The organism is Verrucosispora sp. WMMA2044, assembly GCF_027497155.1.
In the GTDB taxonomy this organism is placed as follows: Bacteria; Actinomycetota; Actinomycetes; order Mycobacteriales; family Micromonosporaceae; genus Micromonospora; species Micromonospora palythoicola.
On record NZ_CP114913.1, the window covers coordinates 2,354,955 to 2,369,585 of the forward strand.

At 71.2% G+C, this 14,631-nt stretch carries 14 protein-coding genes; 5 read left to right on the forward strand and 9 right to left on the reverse strand.

Features of this window, described 5'->3' with window-relative positions:
* Positions 1-3: 3 nt before the first annotated feature.
* Positions 4-672, reverse strand: coding sequence for a HEAT repeat domain-containing protein (locus tag O3597_RS10630; RefSeq protein WP_164446889.1), 669 nt, complete (start codon positions 670-672; stop codon positions 4-6).
* 105 nt (positions 673-777) lie between these two features.
* Entirely contained in the window at positions 778-3,225 is a 2,448-nt protein-coding gene (locus tag O3597_RS10635; RefSeq protein ID WP_281604028.1) for a M14 family metallopeptidase, read from the reverse strand.
* A 328-nt stretch (positions 3,226-3,553) separates the two neighbouring features.
* Here O3597_RS10635 and O3597_RS10640 point away from each other — a divergent pair, with 328 nt between their 5' ends.
* The 4 genes from O3597_RS10640 (at position 3,554) to O3597_RS10655 (ending at position 6,708) form a co-directional block, all read left to right on the forward strand.
* Entirely contained in the window at positions 3,554-3,880 is a 327-nt protein-coding gene (locus O3597_RS10640; RefSeq protein ID WP_281604029.1) for a hypothetical protein, read from the forward strand.
* Between the two features lie 100 nt (positions 3,881-3,980).
* Positions 3,981-4,460: a hypothetical protein gene (locus tag O3597_RS10645; protein ID WP_281604030.1), complete on the forward strand. Its 480-nt coding sequence runs from the start codon at positions 3,981-3,983 to the stop codon at positions 4,458-4,460.
* 77 nt (positions 4,461-4,537) lie between these two features.
* Complete coding sequence (locus tag O3597_RS10650; RefSeq protein WP_281604031.1) at positions 4,538-5,728, forward strand: MFS transporter; 1,191 nt, start codon at positions 4,538-4,540, stop codon at positions 5,726-5,728.
* A gap of 218 nt (positions 5,729-5,946) precedes the next feature.
* A complete protein-coding gene (locus O3597_RS10655) occupies positions 5,947-6,708 on the forward strand; it encodes an arginase family protein (protein WP_281604032.1) in 762 nt (253 codons plus the stop codon).
* A gap of 77 nt (positions 6,709-6,785) precedes the next feature.
* On the opposite strand, the gene O3597_RS10660 is transcribed toward O3597_RS10655, so the two are convergent.
* Positions 6,786-7,313 carry a GNAT family N-acetyltransferase gene (locus O3597_RS10660; RefSeq protein ID WP_281604033.1) on the reverse strand — a complete coding sequence of 176 codons (528 nt, stop codon included), beginning with the start codon at positions 7,311-7,313 and terminating at the stop codon, positions 6,786-6,788.
* A 94-nt stretch (positions 7,314-7,407) separates the two neighbouring features.
* Here O3597_RS10660 and O3597_RS10665 point away from each other — a divergent pair, with 94 nt between their 5' ends.
* A complete protein-coding gene (locus O3597_RS10665; RefSeq protein WP_281604034.1) occupies positions 7,408-8,154 on the forward strand; it encodes an aminoglycoside phosphotransferase family protein in 747 nt (248 codons plus the stop codon).
* Between the two features lie 48 nt (positions 8,155-8,202).
* On the opposite strand, the gene O3597_RS10670 is transcribed toward O3597_RS10665, so the two are convergent.
* The 6 genes from O3597_RS10670 to O3597_RS10695 form a co-directional block, all read right to left on the reverse strand.
* The gene (locus O3597_RS10670; protein WP_281604035.1) at positions 8,203-9,153 is read right to left on the reverse strand and encodes a diacylglycerol kinase family protein; all 951 of its coding nucleotides are present in this window, start codon (positions 9,151-9,153) and stop codon (positions 8,203-8,205) included.
* 104 nt (positions 9,154-9,257) lie between these two features.
* Positions 9,258-9,695, reverse strand: a complete 438-nt coding sequence (locus O3597_RS10675; RefSeq protein ID WP_164446894.1) for a VOC family protein — start codon at positions 9,693-9,695, stop codon at positions 9,258-9,260.
* Between the two features lie 203 nt (positions 9,696-9,898).
* Positions 9,899-11,815 (reverse strand): molecular chaperone HtpG, encoded by a 1,917-nt coding sequence (htpG, locus tag O3597_RS10680; protein ID WP_281604036.1) that lies wholly within the window; start codon positions 11,813-11,815, stop codon positions 9,899-9,901.
* A gap of 87 nt (positions 11,816-11,902) precedes the next feature.
* Positions 11,903-12,466 (reverse strand): GerMN domain-containing protein, encoded by a 564-nt coding sequence (locus O3597_RS10685; protein WP_164447355.1) that lies wholly within the window; start codon positions 12,464-12,466, stop codon positions 11,903-11,905.
* Between the two features lie 29 nt (positions 12,467-12,495).
* Positions 12,496-13,851 carry a HAMP domain-containing sensor histidine kinase gene (locus O3597_RS10690; protein WP_164446896.1) on the reverse strand — a complete coding sequence of 452 codons (1,356 nt, stop codon included), beginning with the start codon at positions 13,849-13,851 and terminating at the stop codon, positions 12,496-12,498.
* Positions 13,848-14,537 carry a response regulator transcription factor gene (locus O3597_RS10695; RefSeq protein ID WP_281604037.1) on the reverse strand — a complete coding sequence of 230 codons (690 nt, stop codon included), beginning with the start codon at positions 14,535-14,537 and terminating at the stop codon, positions 13,848-13,850. The genes O3597_RS10690 and O3597_RS10695 overlap by 4 nt, the downstream gene beginning before the upstream one ends.
* Positions 14,538-14,631: the final 94 nt, after the last annotated feature.

Here is a 14,631-nt window from a genome sequence, read left to right on the forward strand (position 1 = left end):
CGGTCACCGGATCCGGTCGTTCTCGCCGAGGGCCACCACGCGTTTGGCCTCCTCGATCGCGAACTCGAAGCCGGCGTCCGGGTCGTCGAGCAGGCGTTGCGTGGCGATCGCGTGCTGCCGCACGCCGGGGTCGGGATGCGTCCCGGCCGCGTCCAGGACCGGAGTGATCACCTCGCCGAGCGCGACGAGTGCCCGGCTGAGGCTCAACCCCGTCTCCCGTCCGCCGCGCCCGAGCTGGGTCGCCAGCACGGCGGCCAGCGCCGGCCGGTCACCGTCGGGTGCCAGCACCACCGCCGCCCGCCAGGCGCTGCGGGCCACCTCGTCGTCGGTGTCGGTCAGTAGCGCCCGCGTGATCGCCGGCCACGCCCGCCGGTCCCCGATCTTGGACAGGGTGTGCAGCGCCTGGCTGCGGGCCTGGGCGGTTTCCGAGCGCAGCTCCGCCACGAGCCCGGGGACGGTCAGTGCGGCCGGGTGCCGGGTGAGGGCCCAGGTGAGCATCTCGCGTACGGAGAAGTCGGGCTCGACCGCGCAGCGCTCCACCAGCTTGTCGATCAACTGCGGGTCGGGGGTCGTGCCGGCCGCCAGCGCGGCCCGCAGCCGCACCGACGCATCGCCGTGCGCCAGCCCACGCAGTATCCGTGCCGTCTGCGTGGCCTCCTGTGACGTGTTCATCCGGATCACCTCCTCGACACAGTGAAGACCTTGTCACTCTGTCAAGGTCAAGCCGTGGGTGCCGGCGATTGGCCGGGCACCCACGGCCCGCGGAAGGCCCGTCGGTCAGCGCTTCGGTGCCTTGACCTTCTGCTTGTTGTGGTTGTTGCCCCGGCCGTCGGGCTTGTAGTTGCGCTCCACGTTGCCGGCCGCGTCCACGGAGAACCAGTGCACGGTCGTGCCGACGGGGATGGTGAGCGTCTCACCTCCCTCCCGGATGCCGGCCGAGCCGTAGAGCGTGGAGGCGTAGGTGGGTCGGCTCCGGTCGAGGGTGTAGAACACGGCCGCCGGTTCGCTGGTGGAGAAGGTGACGTCCACCATGCCCGGGGTGGCGCTCGCCCGCACCGACAGCGAGCTTCTCGGTCGCTTCCGGTCCGTGTCGAAGTCCCGGGCCACCCGCAGCATCTCGGTCAGGCCGTTGGCGAACTCCATCGTCTCGGCGTGCGCCTCCTGCCAGTCCGGCTGGAACGAGGTGCCGACCTCGAAGTTCCAGGCGTAGATGCCGTACTTGTACCAGAGCATGTCTCCGGAGTTGCCGGCCGCCGAGTAGAGCACGTCGGCGATCGGGCCGGTCCGGGCCGGGGTGACGGCCAGGTTGCGGTGCCGCTTGATGGCGGTCAGGATCCGCGACGACGCGCCCCAGAACAGCGACTCCTCGGCCAGCGTCGGCCGCGGTGCCGAGACCCGGCCGGGGAGGGCGTACGAGCCGGGCGACCACATGAAGTAGTTGCCGGACGAGTGCAGGTTCATCGAGAACCTGATGTTCGGTCGGGAGGCCAGCCAGTCGACGTTGCGGTTCTCCGGCTCGGACAATTCGCCTGGGCCGGCGTACGTGCCGCTGGTGCAGCTGGTCGACGCGCCCGCGTACCCGTCGAACAGGCTGTACTCGGTGTAGTTGCGGTTGTTGTCCACGCCCCACGAGTTGCGGCCGAGGAAGTCCGCCGGCGCCTGCGGGGCGCAGTGGTTGGTCATGTTCTTGCGCTGGGAGTTGAAGTCATAGAACGAGTAGTGCCCGCCGTCCGGGTTGATCGACGGAGCGATCCAGATGTCGAGGTTGTCGACCAACTCACGGGTCTTGCGGTCGTGCGCGTAGTTGCGCAGCAGCCGTTCGGCGGTCTCGATGGTGACCAGCGGCGGCACCCACTCCCGGGCGTGTTCCTGGGCGTACGCGAGCACCCCGAGGCGGGAGCCGTCGCGGTGCTTGCCGATGCGGATGGCGTACACCGGGTGCGGGTCGCGGGAGACCGACGCCGGCGCGGCGAGGCCGTCGGAGAGCGCGGTCCGCGCGGCCGGCGCGACCACGCCGGTGCCCGGGCTGCCCCGATAGGTGTACGCGGTCAGCAGCGTCCCCGCCTGCGCGTTGAGCGCGGCGACGACCTGCTCGGCGGTGCTGGTGACGGTGCCGCTGCCGTCGGTGGCGAGGTCGACGCGGACTGCGGTGCCGGTGACGGTCACCGCCAGGGGTGCGTCGGCAGTACCGGGATCGGCGAGTTCGACGGAGATGTCGTTGCCGCCCTGGTGACCCCAGGCCAGCGAGTCGACCGCGACCCGACTGGCGTCGACGGTGCCGAGCACCGCCTGCGCCTTACGCCGGTAGCCGTTGGTCCGGTGCGGCAGTTCGACGATCTCCGAGATTTTCGGGTACTGCGCGGACAGTGCCTTGATCCGGTCGTACAGCTCGGTGGGGGTCAGGTAGCTGGCCACGAAGTCCTTCATGTAGCCCGGCCCCTCGGGGTCCTTCGGCATGATGGGCAGCCACTCGTTGACCTTGGCCACCGCCACGTCACCGCTCGGACTGGTGATCCGCACGTACGCCGGACGGCTGCTGACCTGCGCCGCGCCCCGGTGGTAGAGGTAGACGCCGGCGTCGACGAACCGGGAGATGGTCTGGGTGCCACCGGAGCCGATCTCGGTGCCCGGCCCGCTGTCCCGCTCGACGGTCAACGGGCTGGCGTCGGCCTGTCCCTGCGCCCACTTCGCCTCGACCGAGAGGACCTGCGTGTCGCCGGAGGTGTAGTAGTCCGCCCGGATGATCCTGACGTCGGAGACTGTGGACCGGGCGGAGAAGTCGGCGGCGGCCGCGTACTCCCGGTTCTCGGCCAGGTGGGCGGCGATTGTCGCCTCCCGCTCGGCCACCCGCTGAGCCGCGTCCTGCGGTGTGTGCAGCACCTTGCCGAAGGTGAAGCCGGCCCGGGTCAGCGTGGTGACCTCGTTGCCGGTCACCACGGCGTGCACGACGATGCCGTCCCCGGTGTGGGTGATGTGATGGTCGAGGTCGACGCCGGTGGCCACCAGAGCGTCCAGCTCGGCGTTGTCGGCCAGGATCACCTCGACCACGCTGGCCCGCTCGTCGGCGAGCCGGCCGAGGTCGGCGGGCGCGGTCACCGGCGCGGCGGCCTGCGGCACGATCGCCGCAGCGGGATTGACAAGCAGCAGCACGGCCGCGAAGGCGGCCAGTGCGGTGGCGGCGGGCAGCTGGGGTCGCCAGCGCAAGCCCGTACGGACCTTCGACATGAGGCGGTCGCCCCTCTTCTCGGCGCGCGGCGCGGAGGCAGCGGGTTCAGCGCGGATCCACCGGGCCGCCCAGCCTGCGGGACAGCCACGGCGACGCGCTCGGCGGTCGACGCTGCCCGCATCGCCGATTACGCAGCGTCGCGCATCCGGGTCGTAGGAGTGATCGAGATGCCGACATCCTTCGCCCACAGATAGGGATCTGTCAATCATCGGCGGCCCCGCCCCCGGTGACCGCGCCCACCTCGCCCGACCGTCGCGGAACTCGTGTTTGACCTGCGTGCAGACTGGAGATCAAGAGCGTGAGGCTCGACTACGAGGGGGATCACGCGTGTCCGAGAACGCCACCGACCGGCACCACCAGACCGCCGACCGTCCGGCCGGGGTCACCGACCCGCTGCTGTGGCGGCTCGCCCTGGACGTCGCCGACGCGCACGCACCGGGCGAGGACGGTGGCTGCACCCACCTGCTGTGCGCCGGCCAGAACTGGCCGTGCGAGCCGTGGCAGCAGGCCCAGCGGGCACTGAACCTCGCCCAGGGCGGCACGGCCGACGAGACGTCGGCATCCGCCGCCCCGCAGGAAGGCGCCTGGGCAGCCCCGGCTGGCCGGTCGACCTGGTCGACGGAGCGGTCCCGCCACGAGTCCGCAGCTGCCTGAGCGACCGACCGCCCAGCAGATCGTTGGTCATGTCGCCGAAGGCCAGCACCTCCGGCGGCTGACCGACCGGACCGGGTTGCTGTCAATGTAGCGTTGACGCGTGGGTGACCCGCTCGATCAACTGGCCGGCGTCCCGGCCGCGCGGGACCGGCTCGACGAGACCGAACTCGATCTCATCGACCGTGCCCGGCTGGCCGGTGCGACCTGGGCCCAGGTGGCCGAGGCCCTCGGCCTGGCCAGCCGGCAGGCCGCCGAGCAGCGCCGCCAGCGCCTGGCCGCCGCACGTGCGGCCCGTCGAGCGGCGGCGGACCGGGGCTGGCCGGCCGAGGTCGCCGTGTTACGCGGCCTCCTCATCGACCTGCGGCGTTGGATCGACGCCGACCGTCGCTGGGATGCCCGCTTCGACCGGGCCGCGTTGACCCGCCGTACCACGATGCTCGCCCTGGAGGCCGAGCCCGGCGGCCTGTACGACCTGGCCAACCGGATCCGCGCCGACCTACCGACCAACGATCCCGAACTACCCGCCCCGGTACGCGCCGTCGCCCGCCATCTCGCCGAGGCATTGTCAACGCGGCGTTGACATCTACCCGGAGTATTGCCTCGAAGTAACTCAAGAATGGACGCTGTGAGCCTCCCTGACTCGTTTCCGGAGGGCCCATGCGGCGCAACGCGGTCCTGTTCGTGGCGGTGTCGCTGCTGTCCGGCCTCAGCGGCAGCGCGATGGCCCTGGTCACCGGCATCTGGATTCTCGACCTCACCGACTCCCCCGGTCTGGCTGCGCTCGCCGGCCTCTGCGCCTACGCGCCCACCCTCGCCGGCCCGTGGCTCGGCGCTGTCGTCGACCGGCTGCCCCGACGCCCGGTCGTCGTCGCGGCCAACCTGACCCTCACCGCCACCCTGCCCACCCTGCTGGCGGTGCGTGGCCCCGGCCAGGTGTGGCTGCTGTTCTGCGTGGCCACGGTCTACGGCATCGCGTACGTCCTGATCGACGCGGGCGAGAGCGCCCTGCTGCCGGCCGCACTGTCGGCTGTCCACCTCGGACGGGTCAACGGGTGGCGCTCCAGCGCCCAGGAGGGCGTCAAGCTGGTCGCCCCGCTGGCCGGTGCCGGCCTGTACACCTGGCAGGGTGGTCAGCTGGTCGCCCTGCTCGCCGCCGTCCTGCCGGCCCTCGCCGCAGCCGGCTACGCGGCGCTGCGCCTGACCCGCACGCCGCCGCCGGCCGCGCCCCGGAACCGGGGAGTCCGAGCCGGCCTGGCCGTCCTGTTCGGCTCCCCGTCCATCCGACGACCGGTCGTGCTGGCCGGGGTCGCCATCGGCATGTCCGGCTTCGTCACCGCCGCCGGCTACGCCGTCGTCACCGACACGCTCGGCCTGCCGGCAACGTTCCTGGGCGTGCTGCTCAGCGCCCAGGGCGCCGGCTCGGTCGCCGGTGGACTGGTGGTCGGCCGGATGATCGCCTGGTTCGGCCCGACGGCGGTGGCCCTGGCCGGGGCCGGACTCTTCGCCGTCAGCTGCCTGGGCAGATGCCTGCCCTGGTGGCCAGCGGTCGTCGCCGCGTCGGTGGTGACCGGTCTGGGGTTGCCGTGGGCGCTCGTCGCGGCCGTCACCGCCGTCCAGACACACAGCCCCGACGCGCTGCTCGGCCGGGTCGCCGCCACCGCCAACACGGTCTTGTTCGGGCCGATCGCGGCGACGACGCCGCTCGGCGCCGCCGCCGTGCTGCTCGGCCCCCGACCACCGCTGGTCCTCGCCGCCGCCGGCTGCCTCACCGCCTGCGCGCTGACCTGGCGACGTCGGCGCGACCGGACACCGTCACACCCCTTCCCCGTGTCGGCCGCCCCGGGCTGACGTCGCGGGCCGAGACGCCGGACGGCGTCAGTGCGAGAAGGGCTCCAGGCACCCCAGTTCGCAGCCGAGCCGGTGACCTCGACTATGACTCGCGTTCGTTGGCGCGCTGGTCGCCGGGTTGGAGCAGTACCTGCGAACCGCCGAAGCCGCCCCACCCGCGACCCGGAGACGTAGCAGCGCCGCTCGGAATGGATTTTGGAACGTGGATAGGGTGGGGCGTGACGACAATCCTGGTGCCCTACCACCAAGATGAGCGGCTGCGGGACGACGAGATCCCGGTGTCGGCAGACATCACTGTCCGGTCACAGGTGCTCGACGGGGATGCCTGGCGGCGCGTGGCGGGAGTGTGCTCCGCAACTGCGGCGGCAGTGTCGCCGGTGGTGACGGCCGGCGGCATACCGGTGGTGGTTTCCGGCGACTGCATGGTTGCCGGCGGCACCGTCGCCGGAGTGCAGGGAGCGGGAGTCGACCCGGCGGTTGTCTGGTTTGACGCCCACGGTGACATGCACACCGTGCAGACGAGCACATCGGGCTATCTGGGCGGTCTTTCGCTGCGGCTGCTGAACGGTGCACATCCCGACAGGTACGCCGACGTGATCGGGTTGCGGCCGGTGCCGGCGGAGCGCACGGTGTTGGTCGACGCGCGGGACCTGGATCCCGCCGAAATCGAGTATCTGGCCGGCAGCGCGACCCGCCGGATCCCGGTCCCCGAGGTTTCCGCGGACACCGTGCCGTCCGGTCCGCTGGTCCTGCACATCGACGTGGACGTCATCGACTCGGACGAGGTGCCCGGTCTGCGTTACCCGGCGCCGAACGGCCCGTCGGCGGATGCCGTCCTGGGCGCCTGCGCGCGGCTGTTCGCGACCGGCCGGGTGGTGGCGTTCGATGTGGCATGCCCATGGTTGCGGATTGAGGACGAGGGCCAGCGGGACATCCGTACGGAACTGCTGTCCCGGCTGACGGCTCTCGCCACCCGCTGAGCCGCAGTCCAGGCTTGTGGGCGGTAGAGGGCAGGTTGTCCGGCGGTGATCGGACGCCGCGATCGGCTCCGATGGCATCACCTGGGAACGTCGCGAAGCTCCTTGACCAGGAACAGACAGCGGTCGGCGACCTCGTGTCGGGTGCCTCGCTCGTCGATGTAGTGGTACCGGTCGAGGTAGCGGTAGCCGGTGTCCTCGTAACCGAGCCGAAGGTAGAGCGCACCCGCCCGGGAGTTGTCCTCGCCGACGCCCATCCCGATCCGGTGGTGGCCGCGCCGCAACGCGAGTTCCTCGGCGGCGCGGATGATCGTCGTTCCGACGCCTTGAGACCGATGGTCGGCGGCAACGGTCAAGCCGTTGATTTCCGGGCATTCGGGGAACCGGCCACGGACATCCGACTCTTTGGCTCCCTGCCACAGGATCTCGCCGCAGCCAGCCGGAACGCCATTGTGGTAGGCGATCAGAAAGGTGCTGGTGCCCTCGCTCTGACGGCGATAGCGGGCCTCGTGGTAGCGGCTCCGACCGGTGGGTACAGACTCCTCCAGAGCGGCGACGTCCCGCTGTCGGCATTCCCTGACGACTATCCGCGAAGGTCCGTCGCGCACAGCGGACACTGTAGTGACAGCGGCAAGCCCCGTCCCAGCTACCCGGCTGCTTCATCCGGACGCCCGCAGCGACATCGTCGATCGACCCTCGATAATGGCCGGTGTGGATGAGGTCACCGTCGTCGTCGCCCACAGTGAGCGCGCGACCCTGCGGGTCGGTGACGTGTTCCTGAAGGTCGACAGTGATCAGGCGCGCATCGATGTCGAGGTCGAGGCGATGCGGCTGGCGCCCGTCCCGACCCCCGAGGTCCTGTGGCGCAGGCCGCCGGTCCTCGCGATCGCCGCCGTACCCGGCCGGGCGCTCGGCCGTCTCGGTGAGCCGTCGCCCGCGTCACCGGCGGCGTGGGCCGCGGCCGGCGCGGTGATCCGGGAACTGCACGACGCGCCACCACCTCCGTGGGCCGGCAGGAAGCTCGTCGGGCTGAACGCGCAACTCGAACGCGAGTGCGCCTGGCTCGTCGACAGCGGCGCCCTGCCCGCCGACCTGGTCGAGCGCAACCGCGAGATCGCCGAGGCCGCGATTCGGCCGTGGACGCCGGTGTTCATGCACGGCGACCTGCAGATCACCCACATCTTCACCGACGGCGACGAGGTCACCGGTGTGATCGACTGGTCCGAGGCGGCGCCCGGCGACGCGCTGTACGACCTGGCCATCCTGACCCTCGGGCACGAGGAACGACTCGACGATCTCCTCGCCGGTTACGGCACCGACGTCGACCGGGACGTGATTCGCGCCTGGTGGTCGCTGCGCAGCCTGCTGGCGTCCCGCTGGCTGATCGAACACGGCTTCGACCCGTCCGCACCAGGCTGCGAGTTCGACGTCCTCAGATCGCGGATGTGAGGCGACATCGACCCGATGTCGGCGGGATGTACGGCGGCCGGCCCGGGCTCACTGCGGCGCGTCCTCGGCGTCCCGATCCGGGCAGCATACGGTCAGGGCGGCGGGCACGGCGCGCACCTTCAGTTTCCGGGCCGTGCCGCGGGCGCCGCCGTCAAGCTCGTACGTCTTGGCGTCGGCGAAACGGACCTTGACCTTGCGGCCCCGGGTGATCCGCACGAACTTGGAGTCCTCGGACCGACCGGTGGCCATCTTGCCGAGGGCGCGGGCCCAGTCGACGGCACCGCTGGCGGTGGAGACCCCGATCTCCAACGCGCGGCTGTCGGGGCGGGCGTCGTCGAAGGCCGGGATGCCGCCGGTGATGGTGCCGACGTTGCCGAACAGCACGCAACTGGCCTCACCGTCGAACCACCGGGCACCGTCGACGGTGATCCGGGTCCGGGTCAGCTCGCCACGCACGTGACGCAGCCCGGTCCACACGTAGGCGAGCCGGCCGAGACGCCCCTTCATCTCCCGGTCGGCCTCACGGATGAGGTCACCGTCGAAACCGGCACCGGCCATCACCGCGAAGTGCTCACCGTTGAGCTTGCCCAGGTCGAGCCGGCGGCGCCGCCCGTGCAGGCCGATCCGGACCGCCTCGCGCAGATCCTCGGGAATACCCAGGTTGGTGGCGAACAGGTTGGCGGTGCCGGCCGGCAGGATCGCCATCGGTACGCGGGATCCGGCGAGGGTGTCGGCGCAGCGTTGGACCATGCCGTCGCCGCCCCAGACGAAAACCAGTTCGGCACCCTTGTCGAGCGCCTTGCGGACCTTCTTCGGTGCCTTGCGACTCTTGGGCACCTCGTACCAGAGCAGGTGTTCGACACCCGCGCCGACGAGGGCGGCGCGCAGCTCGTCCAGGCCGCCACCGAGGTTCTTCTTCCGGTGGGCCACGACCGCGATGGTGCCCACCGCCACTGCGGGCGCAGGCCGGTCCGGGTCCACCAGCACACTCGCACTCATGTCGGCGATTGGTACCCGTCGGCCCGCACTTTCACGCCTTGGTTCCTGGCCGCTTTCGCCTCGCAGCCGTGCCGTAGGCGGCCAGCTGCCCGGCCGAACGGGGCCTAAAGGACGTCGAACTCGTTGCCCTCTGGGTCGGCCATCGTCACGTGGTCAGGCGTACCATCCGATTCGTCCACCCGGAGCACGGTGCCGCCCGCCGCCACCAGCTTGTCGATCACCGCCTGGACCCGTGGCCAGCGCAGCTCGAACGGCTCCTGCCGGCCGCCGCCGACGTGGATGTCGAAGTGCATGCGGTTCTTGACTACCTTCGGTTCAGGCACCTTGAGGAACGACACACCGGGCCGGGCGCCGTTCGGGTCCTCGATGAAGGCGCCGTCGTCCCACTCGTCCTCGGGAACCTTGAAATGGGTCCGCCATGCCTCCCAGGTGGCGAACCCTTCTGGTGGGGCGGCCGGGACGTACCCCAGCGCGAGGCACCAGAACGCGGCCAACTCGCTCGGGCGCGCGCAGTCGACGGTCAGGGACCATTGCTCGGACATCGCCACACCATAGGCCGCCGACGGTCACACCGAGGGCCGGGCGGGTCCGGTCCGGCTACGCACATTCGCCCGACGTCTCGAACGAGCCGCAGCCCCGACAGGTTCCTGACGCCCACCGCCACGGTCATGCCCGCTGCCGGGATCGAGTGGCGTCCGAGCCAACTCGATCCCGGCAGCGGGCGCGATTCCGACAGCCGGTGCGACTACAGGGTGCGGGCGAGGCGGTCGGCGAGGATCCGGGCGAACCGCGACGGGTCGGTCAGGTCACCGCCCTCGGCGAGCAGCGCGGTGCCGTAGAGCAGCTCGGCGGTCTCCGCCAGGGAGTCGCCGGTGGCGCCCTGCTCGTGCGCCTTGCGCAGGCCGGTGACCAGCGGATGGGTCGGGTTGATCTCCAGGATCCGCTTGACCTTCGGCACCTCCTGCCCCATCGCGCGGTACATCTTCTCCAGGGTGGGCGTGAGGTCGTGCGCGTCGCCGACCACGCAGGCCGGCGAGGTGGTCAGCCGCGACGACAGCCGGACCTCCTTGACGTTGTCGGCCAACACCTCGCCCATCCAGCCGAGCAGGTCGGCGTACTCGGTGCGCTGCCGCTCCCGTTCGGCTTCGGCCTCGGTGCGCTCCTGCTCGGTGTCCAGGTCGACCTGCCCCTTGGCGACCGAACGCAGCGTCTTGCCCGCGTAGCTGCCGACCCGCTCCACCCAGACCTCGTCGACCGGGTCGGTGAGCAGCAGCACCTCGTAGCCCTTGGCGCGGAACGCCTCCATGTGCGGGGAGTTCTCGATGGTGGTCCGGTTCTCGCCGGTGGCGTAGTAGATGTCCTGCTGGCCCTCGCGCATGCGTTCCACGTAGCCGGCCAGGTCGGTCTGCTCGGCCGGGTAGTTGGTGGAGGCCACCGAGAGGATCTCCAGCAGGGTGTCCTGGTTGTCGGTGTCCTCCAGCAGACCTTCCTTGACCACCGGCCCGAACTCGGTCCAGAAGGTGCGGTAGCGCTCCGGCTGCTCGGTCTTGAGATCCTTGACCGTGGCGAGGATCTTCTTGACCAGGCGACGGCGGACGGCGCGGATCTGGCGGTCCTGCTGGAGGATCTCCCGGGAGATGTTCAGCGACAGGTCGTGGGCGTCCACCACACCCTTGACGAACCGCAGGTAGTTGGGCATCAGCGCGTCGCAGTCGTCCATGATGAACACGCGCTTGACATAGAGCTGCACCCCTCGGCGGCCCTGGGGAGAGAACAGGTCGAGCGGCGCGTGGGTGGGGATGAACAGCAGCGCCTCGTACTCGAAGGTCCCCTCCCCCCGCATGTGGATGGTCTCCAGCGGGTCCGCCCAGTCGTGGCTGACATGCTTGTAGAACTCGTGGTACTCGGTGGGCTCGACCTCACCGCGCGGGCGGGCCCACAGCGCCTTCATCGAGTTGAGGGTCACCGTCTCGGTGGTGGCGGGGGCGTCGTCGGTGCCGGGCCGCTCGACGGTCATCCGGATCGGGTGGGCGATGAAGTCGGAGTAGCGCTTGACGATCCCCCGGATCGTCCACTCGGCGGTGTAGTCGTGCAGGTTGTCCTCGGCGTCGGCGGGCTTGAGGTGCAGGGTCACCGCCGTGCCCTGGGGGGCGTCGTCCAGCTCGGTGATGGTGTAGGTGCCCTCGCCGGTGGACTCCCAGCGGGTACCACCGGTCTCGCCGGCCCGCCGGGTGACCAGCTCGACCCGCTCGGCGACCATGAACGCGGCGTAGAAGCCGACGCCGAACTGACCGATCAGCTCCTGTGAGGCGCCGGCGTCCTTGGCCTCCCGCAGCTGCCGCAGCAGCTCCGCGGTGCCGGACTTGGCGATGGTGCCGATGACGGAGACCACCTCGTCGCGGCTCATGCCGATGCCGTTGTCCCGCACGGTGAGGGTGCGGGCGTCCCGGTCGACCTCGATGGCGATGTGCAGGTCGCCGGTGTCGACGGCGAGGTCCTTGTCGACCATCGACGCCAGGCGCAGCTTGTCCAGCGCGTCTGAGGCGTTCGAGATCAACTCGCGGAGGAAGACGTCCTTGTTCGAGTAGATCGAGTGGACCATCAGCCGGAGCAGCTGACGCGCTTCGGCCTGGAACTCCAACGTCTCGGCCCGGTCGTTCACACCAAGTCCTTTCCGGTCGTCGGCACGACGGTTCGCGGAAAGGATACGAGTCGTCGCGCTGCGCGTGCGTCGGGTGTCTGTCTCTGATCAGCGCGGATTGATCAACACGGCGTAGTCGGCAGCGGTGAGCGGTCCCGACGACAGCGAGCCGTCCGCCCGGGGGACGCTCAGCGGCGTGCCGCCTTCCAGGAACAGCACCGCCGTGACATCGGTGCGGGCGGTGAGCGTGCAGACGATCTGACCGTACGCCAGCCGGCCGTCGCTGCGGCCGGTGTCCACCGCCGTCAGCCCGACGGTGACCCGGGCCAACCCGTCGACCAGCTCGACCACCGCGCTGGTGAAGGCTCCCGGCAGGGCACTGGTCAGTCCGTCGTCGCGCTCGGTCGGGGTCGGCCCGGCCAGCAGCGCCCGCAGCTGCGCGTCGAGTGCGGGCACCTGGTCGGCCCGGCGGATCACCGGCACCAGGCGTTCGTCGCGGGCGAAGTAGAGCACCTCGGTCACCGCGCCGGTCTCCGCCGCCGTCGGCGCGGCCGAGGCGGTCGCCGGGAAGGGAACCGGCGGCGGGGTGACCGCGCGGGGTCGATCCTCGGCCGGCACTCCGCACGCCCCGAGCAGGGCGAGCACGGCGACGATCGCCGCGATCGCGCCCATCCGCGTGGCCTGGACGGTGCCGGGGCGGGTCATGGCAGGCTCCCGGGCAGGGTTACCCGGAACCGGGCACCGCCCTCCGGGCGGTCGCTGACCGACGCGTCTCCGCCGTGCGCGGCGGCGTGCTGGGCCACCAGGGCCAGGCCCAGGCCGGTGCCGTCGCCGCCACCACGGTAGTTGGCCGCCCGCCCCCGGACGAAACGGTCGAAGATCGCCTCGCGGTCCTCCATCGGCACTCCCGGGCCCTCGTCGTCGACCTCGATCACGCCCGTGTCCGCGTCGTGGGACAGCCGCACCGCGACCGGTCCCGCACCGTACCGCTCGGCGTTGTCCAGCAGGTTGGCCAACACCTGGGCGACCCGGCGACGGTCCACCCGCCACCCGGGTGGCGTCCCCGCCGCCAGCTGCACCATCGACTCCGGCAGGTCCCGGTCCCGGCACGCCTGCCGGGCCAGCTCGGGCAGGTCCACCGACTCCCGGTGCACCGGCTGGTCACCACGGGCCAGGTCCAGCAGGTCGTTGACCAGTTGCTGAAAACGGTCGATCTCGTCGGCGACGAGCCGGGCCGCGGTGGCGGTCCGCTCGTCCTGGTTCTCCCGGCGCCGGGACAGCACACTCGCGGCGGCGGCGAGGGTCTGCAACGGCGACCGCAGTTCGTGACTGACGTCGGCGGCGAAGCGCCGGTCCCGGTCGATCCGCCCGGCCAACTCGTCGACCATCCGGTTGAAGGAGGTGGACAGACGGGTCAGGTCGGGGTCGGTGTCGGGGGCGAGGCGGGTGGTGAAGTCGCCGGCCGCGATCCGCTCGGCGGCGTCGGCGACGGCGGTCAGCGGACGCAGCCCGTGTCGGGTGGCGTACCAGCCGAGGGCCGCCCCGGACCCGGCGATCATGATCGCGACCGCGGTGAGCGCCAGCGCCAGCACCTGGAAGGTCTGTTCCAGTTCCCGCAGCGAGGCGATCTCGTAGAAGGCGGTCGACTCGGACAGCGGCACGCCGACCAGCATCACCGGGGTGTCGTTGACGCGCACCCGCTGCACCGCCGGCTCCCCCGCCGCGACCAGGTCCTGAAGCCGGGCCGGAACGATCGTGGTGAGCCCGTTGTCGGCGCTGCGGGCGTACCACTCGCCGTCGAGCAGCACCAGGGGTCGCCGTCCGGTGCCGGTGTCCAACGCCCGCAACGCCTCCGCGACGTCCGGGTTGTCGGTGTCGAGCCCGGCGCGGACCACCGCCGCGTCGTAGTACGCCGCCCGCAGCACGGTGCGTTCCCGCTCGTCGAGCAGGGTGCGGCGGGTCAGCTCGTACGACACCAGGGCCATCGAGGCGGACAGCAGCAACGCACCGACCGCGAACGCGGCGGTGACCCGGGCACGCAGTCCGAGGCGTCTCATCGTTGCAGTTTGTAACCCAGCCCGCGCAGCGTCACCAGGTGTCGGGGGTTGGCCGGATCGGCTTCGATCTTCTGGCGCAGCCGACCGACGTGCACGTCGACAAGCCGTTCGTCGCCGCTGTCGTACCCCCAGACCCGGCTGAGCAGCTGCTGCCGGGAGAGCACCCGGCCGGCGTGTTCGGCCAGCTCGCACAGCAGCCGGAACTCGGTGCGGGTGACCGCGACCGGCTCACCGGCGCGGCGCACCTCCCCCGCCTCGGGGCTCACCTCCAGGTCACCGAAGGCGAGCACCGGCACCGGCTGCGGGCCGTCCGACGCGGTCGTGGTGCGCCCGCGTCGGCGCAGGGCGCGCAGCCGAGCGGTCAGTTCCTTGATCGCCACCGGCTTGACCACGTAGTCGTCGGCGCCGGCCTCGAGGGCGGCGACGATGTCGTGGGTGTCGTCGCGGGCGCTGACCACGACGATCGGCACGTCGTCGTCGCGGCGCAACTGGAGGATGCCCTCGAAGCCGTCGATGCCGGGCAGCATCAGGTCGACCAGGACGTAGTCGGCGGGATCCCGGCGCTGCGTGCGCAGCCCCTCCTCGGCGGTGGCCGCTCCCCGGGCCTCGTAGCCCTCGTCCTCCAGAGCGAGCAGCAACGCCAACCGGATCCGGTCGTCGTCCTCGATCACCAGTACCGCTGTCATACCGGAATCATCCCCAAGCCCTGACCGCCGGGCCAACCACGATCGACAACAGGGGGTTTTGTCACGCAACTGTCATCCGTCCGCGCGGTGGCCG